Below are 23,906 nucleotides of genomic sequence, written 5' to 3'. Positions count from 1 at the left end.
CTATTAACCTTGCACACTTTCCTTTTCATAAACCGGTACCCAGCCCTCTTCTGTTACGAAAATACGGACAGCGACTACTTTTCTATCATCAGCAAGTGTGAAATAATGGCGAATATTTTCTGGAACAGAGATCAAATCGCCAGGGTTTAAATGCACTTCAAAAAAGCGCTCATCCTTACCTTGAATAACGAAAACTCCATGTCCGCTTGCGATAAAGCGCACCTCATCATCTGTATGATGGTGTTCTCTTTGGAAGTTTTTCAGAAGCTCATCAAGCTTAGGGTTCGAATCGGATAAAGAAATAACATCGGCTGTTTTGTAGCCGCGGCGTTCTGAAATACTGTCGATTTCTGCCTTGAAGGCCTTTAGAATTCCGTTTTTCTCATCTACGCTAAGATCAAATTTTTCCCGAAGATTTTCCGGTAGTTTTTCAATATCCCACTGCTCGTAAATAACTTCTTGCTGCTCTAAAAATGCTGCAACCTCGTTTTGATTTTCAATTACTTCATTTGTACCTTGAATTGTAATTGTTGCCATCTGAAATCTCCCTCTCTTATTTAAAATTTGATTTAGCATTAATCAATGCTAGTTGATATTGAAATAGAAATTCACATGCTTCTAATAGTTTCTTAGCTTCAAAGCCATCCTTGCCCCAAACGGTAATGCCGTGGTTTCGAATAAGGACGACTCCATTATCAGCATGAATATGCTCTTGGAATTCTTCCGCTAAAGCAGGTATATGGGCATGGTTATGAATAATGGGGATAGTTAGCTCAGCATCCTCTTCCCAAAGATCAAACGCCTTGATTAATTCTTGAGATTGAAACGTTACTTTCCCTTCATCACCATATAGCTCTGAGATAACATTGTTCGCTACTGTATGAACATGAAGACTGCAGCCCGCTAAAGTTTTTTGAAAAACAGCGCAATGCAATAGCGTTTCGGCAGATGGTTTCAGATGTGTTTCTTCAACTGCTTTGCCTTCTCGGTCGACTAGAAGGAAGTCTTCGAGAGTTCTTTTCCTTTTATCCTTCCCGCTTGCTGTTACGAGAAACTGCAATGGATCAGCGTTAACCTTGATGGCAAGATTGCCGCTAGTCCCCATGAACCAGTCCCTTGCAGCCAATTCATCCTTAATATCAGCTAATTCATTCCATTTGGATACGACTGCACTCATACTTTCACATCCAATCGAGATTCAATGATGTCAATACAGTCTTGGAAACGCTCGAAAGGCTCGTAAGGGATATTCAATTCCTTGCACTTTTCAATGAGATAATCCCTGGCAATAACAACATCTGCAAGCTTCGCGGCTTCAAGATCCGTGATGGAATCCCCGATCACGATGCTCGTGTTTTCCCCGGATGCCAGATTTCGAATAATCGATGGCTTACAGCAGCCACAGCCTTTATTTGAGCAATCATCATCACACTCATGAGGGAATACAATTCGAATGTTTTCACCGGAAAAATCAGCTTCATTACAATAAATTTTTTCAAAAGGTCCAAATGCCTCAAGGACAGGATGTACGAAAAAATCGATCCCGCCGCTCACAATATAAAGTGGAATATTTGCTTCTCTAGTAAACTGAACAAATTCAGCAAAGCCTTCTCGAATTACAGCATCCTTCAGTACGAATGAGATGATTTCCTCTTTTTTCGAAGAGGGAAGAAGAGAGAACAGCTTGCCGACCCCTTCCTGAATGGAAACCTTTTGACCTAATATGTCATCCTTGATGGCGTCCCATTCCGGCGGGGCGAATTCTCTCATTATATTAACGATGTTATCTTTATTCGTAATTGTCCCATCGAAGTCGCAGAAAATCACTGGATTCTTCATTTTGAACCTCCCCATAACTCAAGGGCTATTTTCAATTCTTGATGTTCTTCTGCAGCGTTGGCCAAATTTTTACCTGCTAGAACAGCGTCAACTGCCTGTCTAAATGCCTTTCCACCGCCTGCTGCTCCGTGAGGGTGACCGTGGACGCCGCCCCCAGCGTTGATTACGCAATCTTTTCCATAGTCGTCCATTAACAGAGGCACTAGCCCAGGATGGATGCCCGCAGATGGTACTGGAAACGCCCGTTTTACAGCAGCTTCTTCAGTCAGCTTCTCACCGATTGCCAGTGCAGCATTCTTTTCAAGAGCTACACTGCCATACGGAGAAGGGAATAAGGAAAAGTCAGCACCCGCATATCGTGTTAGCTTGCCAAGTACAAGCTGACTTGCTACCCCGTAAAAAGCTGATGAGGTGAAGGCACCGCTATAAGCTGGATGTGCCATAAGCGGAAGCTGAACCTCCTCATCCTCCGCAAGCTCCTGGAGGACATCCAGCCCATACGTATGAACGTTAAATAAAAGGGCATCAGCACCAAGATCCTTAGCTCTTTTTGCTTTATCTCTTAATTCGGAAGTCCGGCCTGTCAGGTTTACGGCATAAAGGGTACGATGGCCAGTTTCCTCATAGACCTGCTGTAAAACCTCTTTACTTCTTAAAATTCTTTGTTCAAATGGAGTTAGTAGATTTTCAAATAGGATTTCATCATCCTTCACAAGATCCACTCCGCCAAGAGCCTGCTCCTTCAATTGAGCTGTTAAATATTCGATGTCTCTTCCGATAACTCCCTTGAAAATACTCATGGTTAGTGGTCGATCATAAACATTTAATGTCTTCCGAATGCCTTCAATTCCAAAGCGCGGGCCAGGAAATCTGCTTAATAGGTCTGAACTAAACTCTAAATCAAGCAATTTGACTTCTCCATCTAAGGAAAGCTTTCCGAAAACCGTTGTTAAAATAGCTGGTAGATCTGCTGAAAAATTCGCACTTGGATAAGCAATTTTTACTTTGCTTAAAATATCATTTTGTTTAACAGGATGGCGCGTGTTCGAGAATTCCTCGACTGAGATGACGCGTCCTTTATGTTTCTTCAGCTGCTCCTGCTCAAGCAGCGGCAAATCTGTCCATGAGCCGATCGTTAAGCCAAGTGCAATCCCTTCCGCTTTTTTCTCAAAGGATCCTGGCTTGCCAAATAGCTGGTAGGTAGCGATGATTTCACTCATATTCGAATCATCCTCCTTTTTAAAGTTAGTATTCTCTATAAAAAAATAAAACCTCTTCAAATAAGAAGAGGTCAATAGACAAACATCTTCTTATTTCTCAGCATGAAAGCTGCAAGAATTAGCACCGTGTCAAATCGTTTGATCGGTTGCCGGGTTTCATCGGGCTCGTCCCTCCACCTGCTCTTAATAAGAAAAATATATTCAATTAATTTACATTTCAAAAGTAACTGCCTTTTATTATTGCACCGCTTAAAAATTCTGTCAATAGGTTAATTTTAAGTGCAAGTTTTAATTTTTATCGTAAAAGTCGTGGGGAGGAGTTCGGCGTAAAACTATATAACCCCATTTGTCAGGTGAGAATGTGGCAAAAGGTAGTTAAGAAGTCTTTATAACGCCAATCAGCAGGTGAAAATGTGGGTGAAGGTAGTTAAGAAGTCTTTATAACGCCCTTCGATAGATGAAAATGTGGGTGAAGGTAGTTAAGAAGTCTTTATAACGCCCTTCGATAGGTGAAAATGTGGGTGAAGGTAGTTAAGAAGTCTTTATAGCGCCCATCGTCAGGTGAGAATATGGCTGAAGGTAGTTAAGGAGCATTCATAACTCCTATCGACAGGTGAAAATATGGCTAAGGTAGTTAAAAAGGCTCTATAATGCCATTAACCAAGAAAAAACAACGCATACGGTAGTTATGAAAATTAATCCGGGGTAATGCAAGATAATAAAATAAATTTAGAAAAAGGTGGTTGACATTTTCCAGAAACGCATGCTAACATTCATTTCAAGCAAACTAACGTGAATATGTTAAATACTCTTATCATGAGCAGGCAGAGGGATTTGGCCCGATGAAGCCCAGCAACCGACCGTAATACCGTTGTGAAACGGGGCGCTACTTTAGCGCCGGGATTTTCCCGCAAGGCACGGTGCTAATTCCAACGGAAAGGAAACTTTCTGAGAGATAAGAGGCAGAGAATTTGTATTCGTAAGCCTCTTTCGTGATGAGAAAGAGGCTTTTTATTATTTTCATAGATAGGGTGAGAAAAGATGACAATTTTACAAAAGAAACAGTATGAGCCGTTGACTGATGAGACAGCGGTGAAGCTTGCGAAAGAGCTAAATCTATTTTCTGAAGGTTCAGTATTGAACTGTCGCGAAATTGGAGATGGCAATCTGAATTATGTATTCCATATAACTGACTCAATAAATGAAAAAGGCGTTATTATCAAGCAAGCGCTCCCTTATGCAAAGGTAGTGGGGGAAAGCTGGCCGCTCACATTAAAGCGGGCAACGATCGAAACGAATGCGCTGAAAAAGCATGGTGAGTTTGTTCCTCAGCTTGTGCCAGAGGTTTACCATGCTGATGAAGACCTAGCTATTACGGTTATGGAAGATTTATCGCATTTAACGATTGCTCGTGAGGGACTTATTAAAGGGGAGCCTTATCCAAAGCTATCAAGCGATATTGGCGAATATTTAGCAAGAACGCTATTTTCAACATCGGACTTTGCCTTGCATCCATTTGAGAAAAAACGTTTAGCAGTTGAATTTTCAAATCCTGAGCTTTGTAAAATTACAGAAGATCTGATTTTTACCGATCCTTTCTTCGACCATGATACAAATGATTTTGAACCAGAATTGCGTGCAGATGTAGAAGCCATTTGGCATAATAGCCTTTTGAAGCTTGAAGCGGCTAAGTTAAAGCTAAGCTTTTTAACTGAAGCAGAAGCATTATTACATGGGGATCTACATACTGGCAGTATTTTTGCAAGCAGCACAGAAACGAAAGTAATTGATCCTGAATTTGCTTTTTATGGCCCGATTGGATTTGATGTTGGTTTATTTATCGGAAATCTATTTCTTCATGGGATTTCAAGAGAGGAAGCGAATCGATCTGTTATTTTTGAACATATCGAGAATACCTGGACCGTTTTACGCTCAGTATTTACTGAATTATGGGAAGAGTCAAACCTGGAAGTTTATACAAAGGTCGAAGGCTATAGAGAATACATTTTACAGAAAATCTTTTCTGACACACTCGGCTTTGCTGGCTGTGAGTTGATTAGAAGGACGATTGGTCTTGCACATGTAAAGGATTTAGACGGTATTGAGGATCATGAGAAAAGAATTGCAGCTAAGAGACGGGCACTTGCATTAGGCGAAACATTAATCTTAAATCGTCACGTGTTAAATTCAGTAAGTGAAGCTATTTCACTGTTAGGAGAGAGGAAGGCATGAAGGTTCCAACATCAATTGAATGGAAAGATGGACATCTGATTATTCTTGATCAGCAAAAGCTCCCTCATCAAATTGAGTATCTTCAGCTTGATACGATTGAGGAAGTATTCGATGCTATTGTCACTTTAAAGGTCCGTGGAGCGCCTGCAATTGGGATAACTGCTGCATATGGACTTGCGATCGCGGCGCAGCAATATGAAACGAAACAATTAAAGGAATTCCACGAACATCTTCAAAAGGATTTTCGTTATCTAGCAGGTTCACGACCAACAGCAGTCAATTTATTCTGGGCGCTTGAAAGAATTGTAGCAGTGGCTGAGGAAGCGAAAAGCGTCAATGAAGCAAAAACGACTATTCTTGAAGAAGCAATTAAGATTCATGTAGAAGATGAAGAAACGTGCAGACAAATTGGCGAGCATGCCCTGTCATTGTTAAATAGCTTTACGAATGTGATGACAATATGCAATGCAGGGTCCATTGCAACGGCAAAATACGGGACAGCACTTGCGCCTTTCCATCTTGGCATTGAACGAGAAAAACAGTTTCATGTATATGCATGTGAAACGCGTCCAGTATTCCAAGGCTCAAGGCTAACCGTTTGGGAGCTGCAGCAATCAGGTGTCGATGTCACTTTGATCACGGACAGCATGGCGGCCCATACGATTCACTCAAAGGGAATTGAAGCGATTATTGTCGGGGCTGACCGGATTGCTGCTAATGGAGACACAGCGAATAAAATCGGTACCCTGGGCTTGGCGATTTTAGCTAAACATTTCAATATCCCATTTTATGTAGCAGCTCCAGCTTCAACCTTTGATCTTTCAATTTCGAGTGGAATGGAGATTCCAATTGAAGAGCGAAAAGCTGAGGAAATTACCCATATTGGCGGCATCCCAGTAGCGCCACTTAATACAAATGTTTTTAATCCGGCGTTTGACGTCACTCCTGCGGAATATATTACGGCCATCATTACGGAAAAAGGGATTATCTATCCAAACTTCAATGAAAATATCAAAAGCCTTTTAGGTGAGCTAGTTAGAGAGGGAGAAAAATAATGAAAAAACAACTATCGATATTACTTTTAGCTATTTTACTAGTTTCGGCATTTTTAGTAGGATGTCAGCCAAAAAGCAATACGGCTACTTCCGATCAAAAAGAATCGGATGCACCAAAAAATGCAGAGAAATCAGACCATCCGCTTGCTAATAAAAAAATTGCATTAGTGATGCAGCAAAACTTAGGGACATTTTCAGCTCAATATATTGAAGGTGTAAAAGAGCAGGTAGAAAAATTCGGCGGAACGGTAAATGTTTTTACATCTGAAGGGGACTTAGCAAAAATGGCTTCTAACCTGGATGCAGCCATTAACCAAGGCTTTGACGGGATATTAATCGATCACGGAACAAAAGAAGCTTTAAATAACGGAGTTGAAAAAGCAGTAGAAAAGGGGATTCCGGTCATTGCATTTGATGCTGGTGTTGAGGTTGAAGGAGTTCCTGTGTTAGAGCAAGGCGATCAGAAAATGGCCGAAATGACGTTGAATAAACTAGGCGAAGATGCAAATGGTGAAGCTAATATCGTAAAAATTTGGGTAGCTGGCTTTGCACCAATGGAAAGAAGACAAGTAGCTTATGAAGCATTTTTGAAAAACAACCCTGGCATTAAAGAAATTGCTGCATTTGGAGCAGCTACAGCTAATACAGCATTAGATACACAGGCACAAATGGAAGCAATTTTGAAGCAATATCCGAAGGAAGGACAAATAACAGCTGTCTGGGCAGCTTGGGATGAGTTTGCTAAAGGTGCTGTTCGTGCCATTGAGCAAGCTGGAAGAACGGACATTAAAGTTTACAGCATCGACATGAGTGATGAAGACCTACAGATGATTCAAAAGGAAAATAGCCCATGGGTTGCTTCTGCAGCAGTTGATCCAAAGGATATCGGACGCATCCAAGTGCGATATTTATACCAAAAAATCAATGGCGAAAATCCGGAGCAAAAAATTGTCCTTAACCCAGTATTTGTAGACAAAGCCAAACTTCCTGATCAACAAGTCACTACAAACGAGCTTAGCGAATACATCGAAGGCTGGGGAGCGAGTGAACAAGGCTATAACGATGCATTAAAGGAATTAGAGGGACAGCTTAAATAAGCAACGAAAGAGATTGAACGGGAAACCAACTGTTGAATAGTTTCCCGTTTTTCTGGGGAAACACGAGAAAAATAGAATGAAAGTCTAGGAAGTTTCCCGTTTTTCCCGAAAAGGCGAGAAAAGTGGAAACAACGAATGTCCAGTTTAGAAAGGAGGTATTTTCATGGCGGATACGCTGCTTGCGATGGGGAAAATACAAAAACAATTTGGGAAAGTATCGGCACTGAATGATGCTTCTTTTCAGCTTAAAAAGGGAGAAATCCATGCACTGCTTGGTGCGAATGGCGCCGGGAAAAGTACGCTCATGAAAATTCTGTCCGGCGTGTATGAGCATGACGGCGGAGAAATTCTCCTTGATGGAAAGGAGATTCGGTTCCAGTCACCTAAAGCAGCAAAGGAACAGGGAGTATATTGTGTTTACCAAGAGGTCGATACAGCCATTGTACCTGAACTTTCTGTTGCTGAAAATATTATGCTTGATACATTTGCCTCTCAAAAAGCTCTCTTCATTTCTAAAAAAAAGATCAACGAAAGAGCAAAAGAGGCATTAAAACAGCTCCAGTCCGAGCATATTTCCGTACAAAAGCAAGCCCTAGAGCTAACGCTTGCTGAAAAACAGATTGTTTTAATTGCACGGGCATTAGTTCACTCGGCAAAAATTATTATTTTCGATGAGCCGACTGCCCCACTATCTGTTCATGAATCGAAGATGCTGTTTTCCGTGATGGAAAAATTAAAAAATCAAGGTGTAGGCTGTGTGTTTATTTCACACCGGCTTCCGGAAGTATTTGAAATTTGTGACAGAGTAACTGTGATGCGAGAAGGGAAAACAGTGAGTACTTCAGAAACGACCTTGACTACCCAGGATCAGGTTGTTGAGGATATGCTCGGTGACGCTTTTACTAGTGAACTTGGAAAGCATCAAAAGCACATCGGTTCAACATTACTAGAAGTATCGGAATTAACCGATGGTCATAAGCTTCATCATATTTCTTTCTCGGTTGCTGAAGGAGAAATTGTTGGAGTTGTTGGTTTAGTTGGTGCTGGTAAGACAGAGCTTGCGAAGACTTTATTCGGGGTGACTCCGGCTAAGCAGGGGAAGATTTCGCTTAACAAGAAAGAGGTAAAAATTCACCATCCTTCCGATGCCATTAAAGCGGGTATTGCCCTTGTTCCAGAAGAACGACGGAAAGAAGGTCTGTTCGTTCATGAATCTCTAAGAATCAATTCCACCTTTCCGAATCTACGGAAATTTACGCGGGGCTTTTTTATGCATAAGCCATCAGAAACAGCCTTTGCAGACCAAATCATCGCCAGTCTCCAAATAAAAACAAATAATACCGAAACCCCGCTTGTACATTTAAGCGGCGGGAATCAGCAGAAGGTGGCGATAGGAAAGTGGACTTCGCTGGATTCCAGCATTTATTTGTTCGATGAGCCAACGAAGGGTGTCGATATTGGAGCAAAGGTTGATATTTTTAAACTCATTCGGCAAATCTCGGAAAAGCAAAAAGGGGTTATCTATTTCTCTAGTGAAATTCATGAAATCCTTGGAATATCAGATCGAATTCTTGTCATGTACGATGGCAAAATCGTGAAGGAGTTTTCCCGTAGCGAAGCCACACAAGAGAAGATTTTGCTGTATGCAAGCGGCGGAAAGGAAGAGCAGCATGAAAGAGAAAAGCATTCAGTTTCTATTTAAATACGGTGCTATTGCCCTAATGATATTTATTATCCTTTACTTTAGCTTGATTAGCGATGCATTTTTCACATATGGGAATTTTGCCGACATCCTGCGCTCAATTTCCATCGTTACGGTACTGGCTTTAGGAGTAACATTCACTTTAGTCGTTAACGGTTTTGACTTGTCAGTTGGATCAACGATGTCATTGGCAACCGTTGTTACAGCCTCATTAATGGTCTGGTATGATATGCCGCTCTGGCTTGTGCTGATTTTGCCCATCCTTGTAGGTGTTCTTGTTGGGGTTTTCAATACGTTATTAATTGTCGTCATTGGGATTCCTGATTTGCTTGCTACATTAAGCACGATGTATATTGTTGCGGGGCTTCACCGAACGTATACGGAGGGCTATTCGATTTATAATCATATGCCGTTAACCTCAGGAGGAACAGCGATTGGTGAATTTTCAAGTGCCTTCCTATGGATCGGACAAGGGAAAATGCTCGGACTTCCGGTTCCTGTGTGGATTATGCTGTTGTTAGTGATTGTTACTTTTCTAGTGTTAAATCATACGAGATGGGGCCGAATTTTATATATGACTGGGGGCAATGCGGAAGCAGCCACTTTATCCGGTGTAAACGTTAAGAAGGTAAAGTTTGCTTCCTATGTCGTCTCTGGCATTTTTGCTTCAATCGCAGGGATATTATTTACAGCGCGTGTGGGATCTGGGCAAATTGATGCCGGCGCACCACTTTTAATGGAGGCAGTTGCCGCCGTATTTGTTGGTTATTCCGTGCTTGGTGCTGGTAAACCAAATGCAATCGGGACATTTTTTGGAGCAGCCGTTATTGGAATTTTGCTAAACGGACTGACCATTTTGAATCTCCCTTATTATGCTTTTGATATTGTAAAAGGTTCTGTATTAGTGTTGGCGTTGGCTGTCACTTATATGCACGCGAAAAATAAATTCTCTCATTAAAGGGTGCCTGAGCTTCGGTGCGTTGGAATTGACGCATATGGGGTCAGGCATTTTTTTCCTCTTAATAGGTTGAAAAGTACATTCTATCAAAGTATAATGGGATGATTCTACAGGTACAAGGATGGTACATATATGAAAAAAAGGATTGTAGATATTGTCTATATTTTTATTGGAGCTTTTCTATTTGCAATAGGGGTTAATGTATTTATTATCCCGAATGAGCTAGGCGAGGGAGGGGTAACTGGGATTACCATTATTGCTTACTACCTCTGGCAATGGTCGCCAGGTCTCGTTAACTTTGTTCTAAATTCAATTTTGTTAATGGTTGGATATAAATTTTTGAGTAAAATGACAACGATTTATACGATTATTGCGGTTGTATTAAATTCACTATTTTTGCATTTGACAGAAGGCTGGACGATTGATTCCAATGAAATTGTCGTCTCCACTATTTTTGGAGCTGTAATTATTGGTGTAGGGATTGGGTTAATCATTCGCGTAGGCGGGACAACAGCCGGATCTACCATCTTAGCAAGAATTACCCAGAAATATCTAGGCTGGAATTTAGCCTATGGCTTATTATTTTTTGATTTAATTGTTGCGTTTTCTTCCTATTTTATCATTGGTGCTGAGAAGCTGATGCTGACGATTTTAATGCTGTATATTGCAACAAAGGTAATGGAATTCGTTATTGAGGGGATTAACACGAAAAAAGCGGTAACAATCATTTCAACAGAGCCTGATCAAATTGCGCAGAAGGTGAATGAGGAGATGCATAGAGGTGTGACTGTCTTTTCCGGAAGCGGCTATTACACAAAAGCGCAAAAGGATATCCTCTATATAGTCATAAGCAGCCAGGAAATTGTGAAGCTGAAGAAAATTGTGAAAGAAGCAGACTCCCATGCATTTATTGCCATTCATGATGTCCGAGACGTGTTTGGATTAGGCTTTGGGGAGATTTCAAAAGCGGATTAATACAAGAAGAAAGTTGAAAAGGATGTTTGAAATGGGGCCTAGTTCCCCTTTCAAACATCCTTATTTTGTGGCTTACTGTCATTTGGTGTGATGAATAGGTTCATCCAGCTAGTGAAGATTTATTGGACAGGTTCACGGGTTTTTGCCAAAACCTGTCCGAAAACCCAAGCTTATTGGACAGGTTCCCGGGTATCGGCAAAAAGCTGTCCACCAAACCAAGTTTCCTGGACAGGTTTTCGAGTTACGGCAAAAAGCTGTCCACCAAACCAAGTTTCCTGGACAGGTTCTCGAGAATCAGCAAAAACCTGTCCGCCAAATCAAGTTTCCTGGACAGGTTCCCGGGTATCGGCAAAAAGCTGTCCATCAAATCATGCCCACTGCTTTAAACAGACATCCCCTCATCCATCCTCGCCTCGTAGCGCCTCATTCTTTTCTCAAGCTGTGCAAAAAGAACTTCAAAGACAAAACAGAGAATCCAATAAACCAAAGCTGCCACTAAATACATTTCCAAATACTTATAGCCATCATTCGCAATAATTTTCGCCATTCCCATGATTTCAATGACTTTAACCGCAAAAGCAAGAGAAGTTGCCTTTATGAGACCAATAAATGTATTGCCCAGATTAGGTAGAGAAAGGACCATTGCTTGCGGCAAAATAATTCTTCGTAAGCCTTGAGCTGTCGTCATGCCCACTGAATAGGCAGCTTCCATTTGGCCGGCATGGGTGGCATTGATGGATGCGCGGAAAATTTCGGACTGGTAAGCCGCTGTATTCAGGGTATAGGCGATTAAGGCATACACAACAGGTGAAATTTGATCAGCATCCAGACTCCAGCCAAGCTGTTTATTTATGAGATCAAACAGAGCGGGTATCCCATAGAATAATACGAAAAGGAGTACAATCATCGGCACGCCTCTAATAAAGGAGACGTACACCATAGCGATCCGATGCAAAAAGGGCACTTTATAAATTCGGCATAATGCAATCAAAAGGCCAAACATGATTCCGAGGATCATAGAAATAACCGCAATAATCAGAGTTAAAGGTACACCTTTCAGCACCTCTGGAAATTGCTTTAATGCAAAGTCAAAGTCGATAAAAGTCAAGAGAGATCACTACCTTTAAAAAATTAATCTGCAATGCTGACACGGCCCTTTTTTAATCCCTTTTCTAAAAGTGCAATCAAATTTTCTATTACAATACATGTGCCCCAATACACTAACGAAATGGTAAAGTACACTTCGAACATGCCGATTCCGTAGTTATTTCCTAGAATAATCCGAACCTGCCCCATAATATCAATGATGCCAATCGTAAAGGCAAGGGAGGTATCCTTCAGCAATTCAATAATATTATTCCCGAGATCCGGCAAGGCCACTAAAAACGCCTGGGGCAGAATGATTCTCCGCAAAGCCTGTGAGTAGCTCATTCCTATACTGTAGGCAGCCTCCAATTGGTCCCTTCCGACTGCCATATAGGCGGACCTAATCACTTCAGAAAGGTAGGCGCCTGTATATAAAGAAAAGGCAATTACAACAAATACAAAACGATCCCAGCCATTAATATCAATATTTACAAGCAACAGTAGCTGCGGGAGTCCAAAATAGACGAGGAATAGCTGAACTAATAATGGCGTACAACGCATGAAAGACAAATAAAATGTTGCAACTGCATATGAAATCGGTCTTTTTTGAATCCGGACAATGGCGACAATAACACCGATAATTAAAGAAAAGAAAAGTGAAACACCTAACATAAGTAAAGTAAGCGGGAGCTTATTTAATACTCTCATTAATAAGTCCAGCCAATCGGAGAATCCCGAACTAATCATTTTATTTCACCGCCTGCTGTAAAAATGACTCCAACGTTCATCGCTGCCGTCGGAGTCAATCTATAAAACTATTACTCAAATTTAAAGCCTTCTTGATTGATAAATTCCAAATCCTTAAAGAAGTCGACATCGAACCATTTTTCAGACAGCTTTGAAAGGGTGCCGTCTTCAATTAATTCAGCAGTCGCTTTATCCAATTTCTGTGCAAGCTCGGTTTCCTTTTTATTGAAAACAACCCAAATTGGTTCCTTTGAAACGATTCCGCTAACTTTTAAATCAAGATTCATTTGTTTCTGCATTTCATTAAAGGTTGTTACATTTAGGAATATAGCATCAGCCTTACCTTCAGCTACTCTTTTTAAATTATCAGCATTTGAAGCGTGCTCAATGGTATCGAGTGTTAACGGGTTATCTTTGTGTTTATCGTTGTATGAATTAAGAATAGTACGTAATCCGCCGCTCGGTGCCATTGGCGGGAACTTTTTGCCGACCATGTCATCCAAAGATTTAATATCATTGCGATCCTTCTTTGTCACGAGCGAAGTAAGGGAATATCCGAATTCTTGTTCAGGAAAAAGAAACTTCTCTTGTCTTTCAGGATTTTTAAAGAACCAATTAATCGCGAATGTGTATTTACCTGTATCAACACCAACTAAATTGGCTTCTTCTTCTCCAAAAAGATATTCGAATTTATATTCAGGAAGCTTTTTCTCGATTTCCTTCATATAGTCCATGTCATAGCCAATTGGATTATTATTTTCATCTGTATACAAGAATGGGGGATTGACTTCGTCGCTTAAGGCTGCCTTTACAACTATTTTTCCATCATCTTTTCCTGTTCCTGTACTTTGGGAGCAGCCTGCGAGGCTAAGTATAAGCACAAATGCTAGAATCGCTGTTTTAATTAAACCTTTCATTAAAACGACCTCCTGCTTTAAATTAGATATTCTGGTTCACGGACTAGCCGTTTTAGAAACTGCTTCATCCGCTCGTGCTTTGGATGAATTAGAACATCCTGGGGATGCCCTTGTTCCACAATGACGCCGTCGTCCATAAAGACAACTCGATTCGCTACATCTCTGGCGAAATCAATTTCATGTGTCACAATCACCATGGTGATGCCTTCACCTGCTATTTGCTTAATAATTGACAGCACTTCTCCAACCATTTCTGGGTCGAGAGCGGAAGTGGGCTCATCAAATAAAATGACCGATGGATTTAATGCAAGCGCCCGTGCTATGCCAACCCGCTGCTGTTGACCACCAGAAAGCTGTGAAGGATAATCATTTACTTTTTCAGCCAGCCCTACCTTCTGAAGGAGAGATAGACTGATATCCTTTGCTTCGGCTTTAGGCAGTTTTTTAGCAACTATGAGCCCTTCCATCACATTTTCCAGAACCGTTTTATTCTTGAACAGGTTATAGTGCTGAAAAACCATGGCGGTTTTTCTTCTTAATGTAAGAATATCCTGCTTGGGGGGATGCTTTCCTTGAACGGTAAACCCGTCAACACTTATTAGTCCATCATCCGGGCGCTCCAAGTAGTTGATGCATCTGAGGAGTGTAGTTTTTCCTGATCCGCTCGGGCCAATAATGGCTACAACATCCCCTTTATTAACTTCAAGGTCGATCCCTTTTAATACATGATTTTTTTTAAAATGCTTTTGGATATTTTTTAACTCGATCATATTCCCCCTCCTTGTTAGAAAAGTGCAAGCGCCTTCGGAACAATCAAAGGACAATTGTTCCTGCGATGTTCATTCGCTGAAGCTAGACATTGGGAAAAACAGTTAACACTATTTAGAATGTTCAAATATCATAATCCAAACATTATCACCATTAATCGCATCTGTAAAGTAGGATTTAAAGTATCTTTAAAATTTTTGTAATATGCTAATCCAAAGGAATTATTAACGATAAGCTGATAAAACATAATAAAAATTCTTGACGTTGTAATGGAATTTCGTTATTATCAAAGCCAATAATAATAATCGGAATTATAGGAATAATGTATGCATGAAAAATCATTCTGGTTAAGGATGTGTGAAGAAAATGTTAGATTTATTTATAAAAAATGACACTCAAAGAATTTGGCTTCAAAAGCTGCATGAAAAAGAAGCTCAATTTAAAAGTAAATCCGCTGAATATGATGAACAATCAAAGTTTCCTAAAGAGAATATTCATAGATTAATTGAAATGGGATATACAGCACAAACCTTACCAGCGGCTTATGGCGGAGGTGGTTTAAGTACGTATGATATGGTCCTGCTCCAAGAAACATTAGCCAGCTTCGATGGAGCAACAGCTCTCTCTATTGGCTGGCATATGGGAGTAGTCGGTGAAATCTATGAGAAAAAGCTTTGGGCTGACGAAAAATTAAACTTCTTTGCTGATGAGGTGCTTAAAGGAGCATTAGTCAACCGTGCCGTTAGTGAAGCACAAACAGGAAGTCCGACTAGAGGAGGCCGCCCAGGCACCTATGCGATAAAAAAGAATGGGAATTGGGAGATTACAGGGAGGAAAAACTTCACAACCATGTCCCCGGTTTTAACGCATTTTCTTGTTTCTGCTTGGATGGAGGATAAGCAAGCAATCGGGTTCTTTTTGCTGCACAAGGATTTAGAAGGGTTAAGCATCGAGGAAACATGGGATGTTATTTCGATGAGGGGAACAGAAAGTCATGACCTTGTACTTGAGAAGGTTATTGTCGAGGAATCAAAGCTAGTTGAAATCAACCAAGGCCCAAGAGGCGATCAGCTAAATGGCTGGACGATTCATATTCCTGCCTGCTACCTTGGGATTGCACAAGCAGCACGCGACTACGCTACCCAATTTGCTAATGAATATTCGCCTAATAGTCTAAACGGACCTATAAGCCAGCTGCCAAATGTCCAAAATTTAGTCGGTCAAATCGAGCTTGAGCTTATGCAAGCAAGACATTTTTTATATAGTGCAGCGGCAGCATATGATGATGAAGAAAGACGCAGCTATATAACGAATGAGCTTGGCGCCGTGAAGCATACGGTGACGAATTCCGCCATTTCCATTGTTGATAAGGCGATGAGGGTTGTGGGAGCAAAAAGCCTGCAGCGTAAAAATCCGCTTCAAAGATATTATAGGGATGTAAGGGCGGGCCTTCATAATCCGCCAATGGATGATGTCACGATTCGGAAGCTGGCATTAACGGCTTTGAACAAATAGGCTTGGTCAATTTTAAAAAGAGCGTCCATTCAATTGACGCTCTTTTGTTTGCAAAAATGGATTAAAATCAGATAATTATCTGCACATTTTTGAAAACTCACACTGGAAGATGGACAACCGTTGTTCCACATATTTAGCTTATCATCATAAACGGTGATGGGCTTTTTATGTAGATTTAAAAAAACGTGTCCTTTTTTAAAGCTAATCTATATATAAAAGGTGAATCGACTTTTGAGAACTTAGGAAAGGGGCGGGAAAATGTAGAAAACGATACGAGTCATGGGCTAATATTTCTTTTTTAATTTTCCAATCTCGTTAAGACGATACGTCCACGATACGGGGACAAAAAGAAAAATAAAAAGAAAAAGAAAAATAACTACTACGTAGTTGTGGTGGTTCAATATATGATTTTTATAAATTCCCACAAAAGAAGAGTAAGTAAATTCTGAAGAAATAAAATCATTCCTTTTGCTTTACAGTATTAAAGGATGTTATGATTTACCTAATTTATGAAAAGAAAGGAAGAAAAAGATGTCTTTAGAAAGTGTGAAAAATCATTTTGAAAAATGGAATCGTGCAGCCGATATTATGGAATTCGATGTATCGAGTGCAACGGTTGATATGGCAGCAGAAGCGATTGGCGTCATTCCGGCGCGGATTGCCAAAACCTTATCGTTCCGCGGGGAAGGGGATCAAGCCATTTTAGTAGTCGCAGCAGGGGATGCCAAAATCGATAACAAGAAATTCCGTGAAACGTATGGCTTTAAAGCCCGAATGCTTTCTGCTGAAGAAGTAGTGGAGCAAACGGGACATGTAATTGGCGGAGTTTGCCCCTTCGGATTAGCCAATGAATTAGGCATATATTTAGATGTTTCTATGAAGCGCTTTAATACGATTTTTCCTGCCTGCGGAAGCACAAACTCGGCCATTGAGCTAACGTGTGAGGAAATATTTGAATACTCCTCGGCTAAACAATGGGTAGATGTTTGTAAAGGGTGGGTCTCTGAGGACGCTCAGGTAATTGAGGCAGTCGGGGCTCTTGAGAAAAATTAATAAAAAACAATATTGGATTTTTTTCAAGGGGATGCTAAAAAGATGTTTGAAATGGGCAACCGTCTCAAACATCTTTTATAAAAAGAACGTATGAACTTGGGGTCTACCTTGTCTACAGATTTTTCTCTTGGATTTCCCTTATTGTCCGATATGTGGCTTTATCCCCTAATTTATAAAAATGGGACAATGACGGACGAGAATTTCCCTCAATGATCCAAATATGACCCAGTTGATCTATACCAATATCGAATCCGAAAATACACTTCTCTTTGTAGTAGCCTGCTAGACAATTGGTTCCCAATAATGCAACACGATCAATTTCGGAAAGTAAGAAGTCAATTTTATCAGGTGAATTAGTTAAGTGGGAATTTTGTATAGCTTGTTTAACATGGAGCACTGACCCGCCACTAAGTTCATTATTGGTAACAATAAATCCTTTCCCTGCCACTTTTGCAACCTTGCCGGTCACAAACCATGTATTTGAATCATTGTACCTTTGGGTAATCACACGCATATCGAATGGAGATCCGTTAATTGTTAAAAGGGGAATGAAACGTTGTATTAGATAAGAACGGAAGTCGATCTTGTTATTTAGATAGTCGATGGTTTTATTCCTTCCAAAAAAGAGATCTATTTTATCTTCATAATGTATTTCGTACCTGCCCTCCCCCAATGAAGATAGTTTGAAAATGTTTCTTCCCCTTTTCCCGCTAGATGGCTTTAAAATGACTGTACTATACTTATCGACCAAATCCCATAAGCCACTTTCCGAAAAATTACTTGTTTCGGGCAGATGATTTTGTAAGGCTTTATTTTCCATCATAATTGAGTACTTTGTCCATTTGTTATTACCGAGATATTTCACTTTTCATCAATCCTTCTATATTATCTCTAACACCCATTGATGCAGAAATCGATAGTCCACTAGCCCAGATCCCTTTAAAACCCACTTCCTCTACGATCTTTGCGGAAAGACCGTTATGGGCCTCCATTAAAAACTCAGGTTTTTGGGAATTAAGCAAATTTTTTAATTTAGTCGTTTTCTTCATGGTTATCCCTCACTTTACAACGATGTTAACATTTCAACATATACGTATCGTATTGTCATATTAAGTTATGTAAGAGTAAGGTTTTTTGATATCAAACAAACAAAAATGGTCATGTTGGCCTAGAATTACTCAAGCGTATAATCCTTATTTGTTTAACTTTCTCCCATAGCCCTTTGCGGATTAAACATAGAGATATGATCAACTCCCGTTTTATTTTTCTTCGCTACTCAAGCATTGTGAAAAATTACTTCCCTGAATCAAGGAGAGGGAGGTAATTTTTTATGAATTAGGTTTTCATGGTGCTATCGTCCAGTATTTTCTTAATATATGAAACTAGCTGAGCCGCACGAATGGTGACAGTATGTTTTTTATGAACCATCTCATATCCTTGTTGGGCAATTTTTTTTCTTTCGTCTTCATGCTCTAAATAATACTTGGCCATTTTCAAAAAGTTTCTTCCGTTAATTTCCACAAAATGCTGTCCGGGAATAAAGCCTAAATCCCTTAATTCCTTTAAGGAAGGGGCAAGTAATAAGGTGTTGCATGCAAGGACTTCATAATACTTGATAATCGGATAATGAAGGCTCGAATCACATGTAAAAAAGACTTTTGCCCGATTGATTTCCTTCGCATAGCTTTCACCGACAAAAACTTTTTCTTCCGCTACACCAATATTGCGATAGCCTGGATGCATGCGGTAAACAAATCCAGGTATCTTCCTCATTGTTTTCACTATCCTCTTTCTCAATGGGTAATACCACGCAACTTTACCTAACAGAAGATAATCAATATCTTTCTCTAACCTGTAATCCTTAAAGATTGAAGGATTAACAAAGTGCGGGAGCCAATACATCCGATCCTTATATTTTCGGAAGTCATTTAAAAAAGCATCTCTATATATGCTGAATATATATTTAACATTTGTCTCTTCTATAAATTGCTTTCGCTTCTCTATTTCCAAATGAAGATCATGCATAATAATGCCAAAAGGGATCTTTAGCGTTGATAGCCCGGTAATTGCCGGGCATCTGGTATCTTTCAAATCATTTAACAAGATGAAATCGGGCTGTTGAGGTATGCTCTTTAGAATTTCACGGATATCCCCAGGTCTGAACCACTCTATTACATCTACCCATTTACGTAATTCATTCGTTAAATAAAATGTATTCCGTTCAACATATTGACTAAAATCTCGAGTAATAAATAGAAGTTTTAATTTATTCATATAGCCTCCTATTTCTCTTAGACATTTGCATTATCTATATCTAACTCCTCACGTTTTATAATGTGAAACAACAGCTTTTCGCAGCTTTTCAATAGTAAGTTATAAGTCTCTATGTGGTTGCCTGTCACTGAAGGGTCAGGGACATTTTTATTTTTCACTTCAGGAAGATAATCGAGCAAAAATTGGATTTGGCTAGTTTGTCCAAAACGATCGGTTAAAACGCTTAAATTTTCTTCGTCCATAATAACAATATAGTCAAAGGCTGAAAGATCATTTGCAGTCACTTGGCGCGAACGAATCCATTGATAGGGAATATTCATTTTACCTAGAAACTTACGAGTGGATTTAGATGGGCGCCTTCCCACGTGGAATTTATTAGTTGCTGCTGAATCTACAGTAAATTTTCTATCTAGCCCTTTCGTTTTGATTAACTGGCAAAATATAGCCTCAGCCATTGGCGATCGATTGATATTTGCTGCACATATAAAAAGTACTTTAATCATTTCTAACTCCTTTATACTAAGTTTTGAAAGACACATTATATGGTATGTCAGAAGTTTTAATATGTTTATTGATAAATAGGCCATTACCAATAATGGGAGTAAATTGGTTCAAATCCCCAAATCAAAATATTCCTTAAAACATATGATGGTAAAGGACAAGACAGAAAGGAATGAGTATTAGTGCATGATTTTACGATCGAGGAAATTGCATCGGTTATACAGTGTAAAATCGCAAGTTGGAAGACTAAAAAACCGATTAAAGGCTTTACAAATCGTCATAAAAACCCTTCTCCTTTTAGTCTAGTATTCCTATTTCGCCACGATTTGAATGAGGATAGCTTGATTGAAAGGTTGGTTAAGGGAAAAGCCACTGGTATTATTGTTAGCAGACAACACAAATTCCAAATCGATAAATTTGCTCAAGCAGGAATTGGTGTTCTTGAAGTAAATAATAGAAAAAAAGCATATCGAAATATGGCCAGATTATACCGTAGGCAATTTACTATTCCGATTACACAGGTGACTGGAAGCTCAGGGAAAACAACCACGAAGGAATTAATCGGCAGCGTTCTTAAACAGGAATATTCCACTTTAATAGGTGCAGGCAATTATAATTCTCCAGATGGGGTCGCATTTAACCTATCGAAATTGGAAGAAAGACATGAAGCGGCTGTTCTCGAAGCTGGGATGAAGGGGTTCGGTACGATGAGATTATCCAGCCAAATGATTCAACCCCAAATTGGAGTAGTTACATGCATTCATCGGGCACATTTACCCCGTCTTGGTACAATAGAAAACATTATTAAAGCTAAGGTGGAAATGGGTGAGTATTTATCTCTAAAGGGTATCCTTGTGATAAATGGAGATGATCCTAACTGCGCCGAATATTTAAAAGAAATTAAGTATCCGGGGAAAATTATTACTTTTGGTTTTTCTGAAGGGAATACTATTCGAGCAACAAATGTATATTATGAAAATTTTCAAAGCTTCTTTACTGTAAAGGGAAAAGGCTTTGAATTTGACTGTATGATGAATACATTTGGCAGTTATAATATTATGAATGCATTAGCGGCAATTGCCGTAGGGTTAGAGCATAAAGTACCAATTAAGAAGATTCAACAGGGGATTGCTGAATTTTTCCCAGTAAAGGGCAGGCTGCAGATACTTTCTTGCCCAAATGATATTACGGTCATCCATGATAATGTAAATGCTAATCCAGATTCCACTAACCTATTATTGAACCAAGTCCCATATTTGCCTAAGAGACCCATTATTCTCGTTTTAGGAGATATGGAGAAGCCTCATACCAATGAAACATACGCCAAAAAAGTCCATTATCAAACAGGGGAAATAATCGGCGACTTATCGATTGAAAAATTGGTAGCGATCGGAAAATGGGCGAAAGAATATTGTCATGGAGCTAAATCAAAGGGCATCTCCCCTGATAAATTATCTTACTATAAACATGCTGATGAAGCTAAAAAGGATTTGCTTCAAATTGTACCGCCTAAATCAATCGTTATCTTCAAAGCCTCCGGTAAATATTGTGACTTAGAATCACTCATTAATTTGTTGAAAAGAAAATAGGGACAAGGGGTAATAAAACCATTCAAATGAAAAAGGCAGACCTATTGGTTTGTCTTTTTCATTTGTTTAATAGAGTTATTTATGCTTATGGATTCTTCCGTGTGACATTAAAAATAATACGTCCTTTTTTAAGGGAATAAAATTGTGGGAGAATCCCATATTAATCGGGTGATAAATGAACTGTAAAAGAGAAAGTGCCCAGTATTATGAGCAATTAGAGAATGGGATTGCGGAAATGGAAGCTACTATTGAGAGATTAAGAACGGAAATAAATGAGTTAATGGAAATGAAATATGCTTTAATTCATTTTGCTTTTCTAACTTTTTTTCCACCAAACTTAACCCCCCCTGAGTAATACTTCCAGACTGCAATCCAAGTCGTAAATGGATAAAACCAGAACCATAGAGGACTTAATAAAAATGTGAAAAATGGAAGAATTTTAGCACCATATAGAATTTGACCTATACAAGCTAATAATAGAACAATGATTGTTATAGTTATACAAAATAGACCAGCTACCTTTGGAGAAATGATAAGTAAAAGTAAAATAATAGGTAATACAAGTGCATACAGAGTAAAGCGAAATGGCATGGCCAAATTTTCATAAGCGTAACGAACTCTTTGCTCTAGAAATTTATTAAATGGAATGTCTTGAGTCGCTTCTAAAGAAGCATCTTTAACAAAACCAATCGAGTAACCAGAATTACGTAATTTTTCTTCGAGAATAAACTCATCAAATAAACCATCTCGGTTTGGGAAGCCTGTTTTTGAAATGTGCTCCTTCCTGAATGCTAAATGTCCACAATACTGTTTCCGTCTATCTAGTAAATTAATAATAAACATTCCACACATGTCGATAAGGACAGTGAAAGGGAATTTATCAAACTTTGGCATCATCTTAAAGCAGTCATACTCATCGAAGTATTTGGATATTTTCGCTAGAGTTTCCCTCGTTATTCGATAATGGTCATCAATTAACAATACTTTATCATAAATTACATAATTTAATCCTGCATAGATTCCGTTCAGTTTATCATTATCACCAGTACGAAGATCTTCGCTAGGAATAAAATGTTTAACATTGTTAAAAAATTTCAGTTTATTATTTATATAACGATAGACTTTGCAGTTACTTTCATCTGCAATCACAATTTGGCAATCATCCTCCTTTAATGCGACCGCCAAAGAGGCTATATGATTCACAAAGTCACTAAGATTCTTTTCATTATATTGTAATTTGATTGGTATTAATATAGATATCTTCATTTACATTCCCTCCTGATTACACCAGTCAGACAATGTACTGAACCTCCTCCTTTCATAAGCTCAGTTAAATCAACTTCAATGCAATTTACTCCGCAAGACCTATATTTACCAATACTATCTTTTGCACCTTTATTGATTACTATTGCCTCGTCATTAATGGTTATGAAATTAATAGACATTTTCTCATCTACCTCTGTAAGATTTGTGAGTTCAATAATGGTATACCCATGGCGTTTTAAAGTAGAATAAATTTCATATGATGCCCTTCTTGGAACTAAAGCAGCATTTTTTGAATTGATTAGATTAAAGACACCATCAAGGTGGCCACACCCGTAGGTAGTCTGGATGACTTTAATTTCTGTAATCCCTTGTAATTTAAGTAGATTATATACAAACTTAACAGCTTCATCATTTGTACGTAATCCAATACCTAAAAACGCTAAGTCTGGGTTAACTATAACTATGTCAGGACCTTCTAAAATCATATTATTGTGAGCACTCGCAATAATTGGCATGCCAAGTTGAGATAATGTTTTCGCTAATATTTGCTCTTCACCAGCTCGAACTTGAGAAGCTAATCGAGAAAGAATAGCACCTTGTGATGTCATTGTAAATGTATCCCTAACAAATATTATATTGGGGAAGTAATCTGCTTTTTCATCAATGATATAGTCAACCTTGACGCCATTTTCCCTATAAACCTGAGCAAGTTGGTCATGTTGAAATCGAGCTTTTTCAACATCCATAATGGATGTCCAAAGTACTGAATTAGGATCTTCGATGTTTTCAATCTCTTTTCCAGGTCTGCGCAGTAATACATGCTTTAATACATCCGTCTCTGAAGATAATCCAAATTTGCCCCATATTGTTCCAATTTCTTCTGTATGATTTTCTTTGCGTCCTACCCAACCCTCGCCGCCATGTGCAGAGTCAACAATACTTTTCAAAAATTATCATCCTTTCTGAAAAAATATATTTAAACTGATCTTTAATTCTTTTTTCCTTATTTCCAAGTCAGTTATCATGAGGATAAGTACTGGTAACTGTTAAATAATCTATTTTCTAGACGACAATTGGGTAGAGATTAAATAGGCTAATTACATTATATATAG

At 39.2% G+C, this 23,906-nt stretch carries 22 protein-coding genes, 1 pseudogene and 2 riboswitches; of the genes and pseudogenes, 9 read left to right on the top strand and 14 right to left on the bottom strand.

Annotated elements, in window-relative coordinates:
* Positions 1-3: 3 nt before the first annotated feature.
* The 4 genes from V7127_RS11790 to mtnW are packed head-to-tail and all read right to left on the bottom strand — an operon-like array spanning position 4 to position 3,059.
* Complete coding sequence (locus V7127_RS11790) at positions 4-537, bottom strand: 1,2-dihydroxy-3-keto-5-methylthiopentene dioxygenase (RefSeq protein ID WP_335486211.1); 534 nt, start codon at positions 535-537, stop codon at positions 4-6.
* A 16-nt stretch (positions 538-553) separates the two neighbouring features.
* The gene (locus V7127_RS11785) at positions 554-1,177 is read right to left on the bottom strand and encodes a methylthioribulose 1-phosphate dehydratase (RefSeq protein ID WP_335486208.1); all 624 of its coding nucleotides are present in this window, start codon (positions 1,175-1,177) and stop codon (positions 554-556) included.
* Complete coding sequence (locus tag V7127_RS11780) at positions 1,174-1,839, bottom strand: 2-hydroxy-3-keto-5-methylthiopentenyl-1-phosphate phosphatase (RefSeq protein ID WP_335354764.1); 666 nt, start codon at positions 1,837-1,839, stop codon at positions 1,174-1,176. Before V7127_RS11780 ends, V7127_RS11785 begins: the two co-directional genes overlap by 4 nt.
* Positions 1,836-3,059: a 2,3-diketo-5-methylthiopentyl-1-phosphate enolase gene (gene mtnW, locus V7127_RS11775; protein ID WP_335354763.1), complete on the bottom strand. Its 1,224-nt coding sequence runs from the start codon at positions 3,057-3,059 to the stop codon at positions 1,836-1,838. Before mtnW ends, V7127_RS11780 begins: the two co-directional genes overlap by 4 nt.
* Before the next feature lie 87 nt (positions 3,060-3,146).
* A riboswitch (SAM riboswitch) is annotated at positions 3,147-3,252 on the bottom strand.
* 615 nt (positions 3,253-3,867) lie between these two features.
* Positions 3,868-4,021, top strand: a riboswitch (SAM riboswitch).
* Between the two features lie 79 nt (positions 4,022-4,100).
* Between mtnW and mtnK the strand changes: the two genes are divergently transcribed.
* The 6 genes from mtnK (at position 4,101) to V7127_RS11745 (ending at position 11,078) form a co-directional block, all read left to right on the top strand.
* A complete protein-coding gene (gene mtnK / locus V7127_RS11770) occupies positions 4,101-5,291 on the top strand; it encodes an S-methyl-5-thioribose kinase (protein WP_335486205.1) in 1,191 nt (396 codons plus the stop codon).
* Positions 5,288-6,346: an S-methyl-5-thioribose-1-phosphate isomerase gene (gene mtnA, locus V7127_RS11765; RefSeq protein ID WP_335486202.1), complete on the top strand. Its 1,059-nt coding sequence runs from the start codon at positions 5,288-5,290 to the stop codon at positions 6,344-6,346. Before mtnK ends, mtnA begins: the two co-directional genes overlap by 4 nt.
* Positions 6,346-7,443, top strand: a complete 1,098-nt coding sequence (locus V7127_RS11760) for a sugar ABC transporter substrate-binding protein (RefSeq protein WP_335347547.1) — start codon at positions 6,346-6,348, stop codon at positions 7,441-7,443. Before mtnA ends, V7127_RS11760 begins: the two co-directional genes overlap by 1 nt.
* Positions 7,444-7,606: 163 nt before the next feature.
* Positions 7,607-9,145 carry a sugar ABC transporter ATP-binding protein gene (locus tag V7127_RS11755; RefSeq protein ID WP_335353368.1) on the top strand — a complete coding sequence of 513 codons (1,539 nt, stop codon included), beginning with the start codon at positions 7,607-7,609 and terminating at the stop codon, positions 9,143-9,145.
* Positions 9,114-10,103: an ABC transporter permease gene (locus V7127_RS11750; protein WP_335353369.1), complete on the top strand. Its 990-nt coding sequence runs from the start codon at positions 9,114-9,116 to the stop codon at positions 10,101-10,103. Before V7127_RS11755 ends, V7127_RS11750 begins: the two co-directional genes overlap by 32 nt.
* 132 nt (positions 10,104-10,235) lie before the next feature.
* Positions 10,236-11,078: a YitT family protein gene (locus V7127_RS11745; RefSeq protein WP_335353370.1), complete on the top strand. Its 843-nt coding sequence runs from the start codon at positions 10,236-10,238 to the stop codon at positions 11,076-11,078.
* 382 nt (positions 11,079-11,460) lie between these two features.
* Here the strand turns inward: V7127_RS11745 and V7127_RS11740 are convergent, their stop codons facing one another.
* From V7127_RS11740 to V7127_RS11725, 4 genes are all read right to left on the bottom strand, one after another.
* Positions 11,461-12,186, bottom strand: coding sequence for an amino acid ABC transporter permease (locus tag V7127_RS11740; RefSeq protein WP_335486199.1), 726 nt, complete (start codon positions 12,184-12,186; stop codon positions 11,461-11,463).
* 23 nt (positions 12,187-12,209) lie between these two features.
* Positions 12,210-12,911, bottom strand: coding sequence for an amino acid ABC transporter permease (locus tag V7127_RS11735; protein WP_335486196.1), 702 nt, complete (start codon positions 12,909-12,911; stop codon positions 12,210-12,212).
* A gap of 71 nt (positions 12,912-12,982) precedes the next feature.
* Positions 12,983-13,828: a transporter substrate-binding domain-containing protein gene (locus V7127_RS11730; protein ID WP_335486192.1), complete on the bottom strand. Its 846-nt coding sequence runs from the start codon at positions 13,826-13,828 to the stop codon at positions 12,983-12,985.
* Between the two features lie 17 nt (positions 13,829-13,845).
* On the bottom strand, positions 13,846-14,598 hold the full coding sequence (locus tag V7127_RS11725; RefSeq protein WP_335347554.1) for an amino acid ABC transporter ATP-binding protein: 753 nt from the start codon (positions 14,596-14,598) through the stop codon (positions 13,846-13,848).
* Between the two features lie 364 nt (positions 14,599-14,962).
* On the opposite strand from V7127_RS11725, the gene V7127_RS11720 reads away from it, so the two are divergent.
* Positions 14,963-16,111 carry an acyl-CoA dehydrogenase family protein gene (locus V7127_RS11720; RefSeq protein WP_335486190.1) on the top strand — a complete coding sequence of 383 codons (1,149 nt, stop codon included), beginning with the start codon at positions 14,963-14,965 and terminating at the stop codon, positions 16,109-16,111.
* Positions 16,112-16,642: 531 nt separating this feature from the next.
* Complete coding sequence (locus V7127_RS11715) at positions 16,643-17,164, top strand: YbaK/EbsC family protein (RefSeq protein WP_335486186.1); 522 nt, start codon at positions 16,643-16,645, stop codon at positions 17,162-17,164.
* Between the two features lie 112 nt (positions 17,165-17,276).
* Here the strand turns inward: V7127_RS11715 and V7127_RS11710 are convergent, their stop codons facing one another.
* From V7127_RS11710 to V7127_RS11695, 4 genes and pseudogenes are all read right to left on the bottom strand, one after another.
* The gene (locus tag V7127_RS11710; protein ID WP_335486183.1) at positions 17,277-18,029 is read right to left on the bottom strand and encodes a YheC/YheD family protein; all 753 of its coding nucleotides are present in this window, start codon (positions 18,027-18,029) and stop codon (positions 17,277-17,279) included.
* Positions 18,030-18,042: 13 nt separating this feature from the next.
* Positions 18,043-18,213: pseudogene (locus V7127_RS11705) on the bottom strand (isocitrate lyase/phosphoenolpyruvate mutase family protein); the annotation flags it as partial.
* Between the two features lie 286 nt (positions 18,214-18,499).
* Complete coding sequence (locus V7127_RS11700) at positions 18,500-19,438, bottom strand: glycosyltransferase (RefSeq protein WP_335486180.1); 939 nt, start codon at positions 19,436-19,438, stop codon at positions 18,500-18,502.
* Between the two features lie 17 nt (positions 19,439-19,455).
* Positions 19,456-19,941, bottom strand: coding sequence for a low molecular weight protein-tyrosine-phosphatase (locus V7127_RS11695; RefSeq protein WP_335486177.1), 486 nt, complete (start codon positions 19,939-19,941; stop codon positions 19,456-19,458).
* A 180-nt stretch (positions 19,942-20,121) separates the two neighbouring features.
* Between V7127_RS11695 and V7127_RS11690 the strand changes: the two genes are divergently transcribed.
* The gene (locus V7127_RS11690; RefSeq protein WP_335486174.1) at positions 20,122-21,528 is read left to right on the top strand and encodes a UDP-N-acetylmuramoyl-tripeptide--D-alanyl-D-alanine ligase; all 1,407 of its coding nucleotides are present in this window, start codon (positions 20,122-20,124) and stop codon (positions 21,526-21,528) included.
* Positions 21,529-21,831: 303 nt separating this feature from the next.
* Here the strand turns inward: V7127_RS11690 and V7127_RS11685 are convergent, their stop codons facing one another.
* Both V7127_RS11685 and V7127_RS11680 read right to left on the bottom strand, forming a co-directional pair.
* On the bottom strand, positions 21,832-22,794 hold the full coding sequence (locus tag V7127_RS11685; protein ID WP_335486171.1) for a glycosyltransferase: 963 nt from the start codon (positions 22,792-22,794) through the stop codon (positions 21,832-21,834).
* A complete protein-coding gene (locus tag V7127_RS11680; protein WP_335486168.1) occupies positions 22,791-23,741 on the bottom strand; it encodes a dimethylarginine dimethylaminohydrolase family protein in 951 nt (316 codons plus the stop codon). Before V7127_RS11680 ends, V7127_RS11685 begins: the two co-directional genes overlap by 4 nt.
* Positions 23,742-23,906 lie beyond the last annotated feature (165 nt).

The sequence above is a fragment of the Bacillus sp. JJ1773 genome (assembly GCF_036962035.1).
Classification (GTDB): Bacteria; Bacillota; Bacilli; order Bacillales; family Cytobacillaceae; genus Cytobacillus.
The sequence above is the reverse complement of the archived record's forward strand: the minus strand, read 5'-3'. Positions and strand labels throughout refer to the sequence as shown.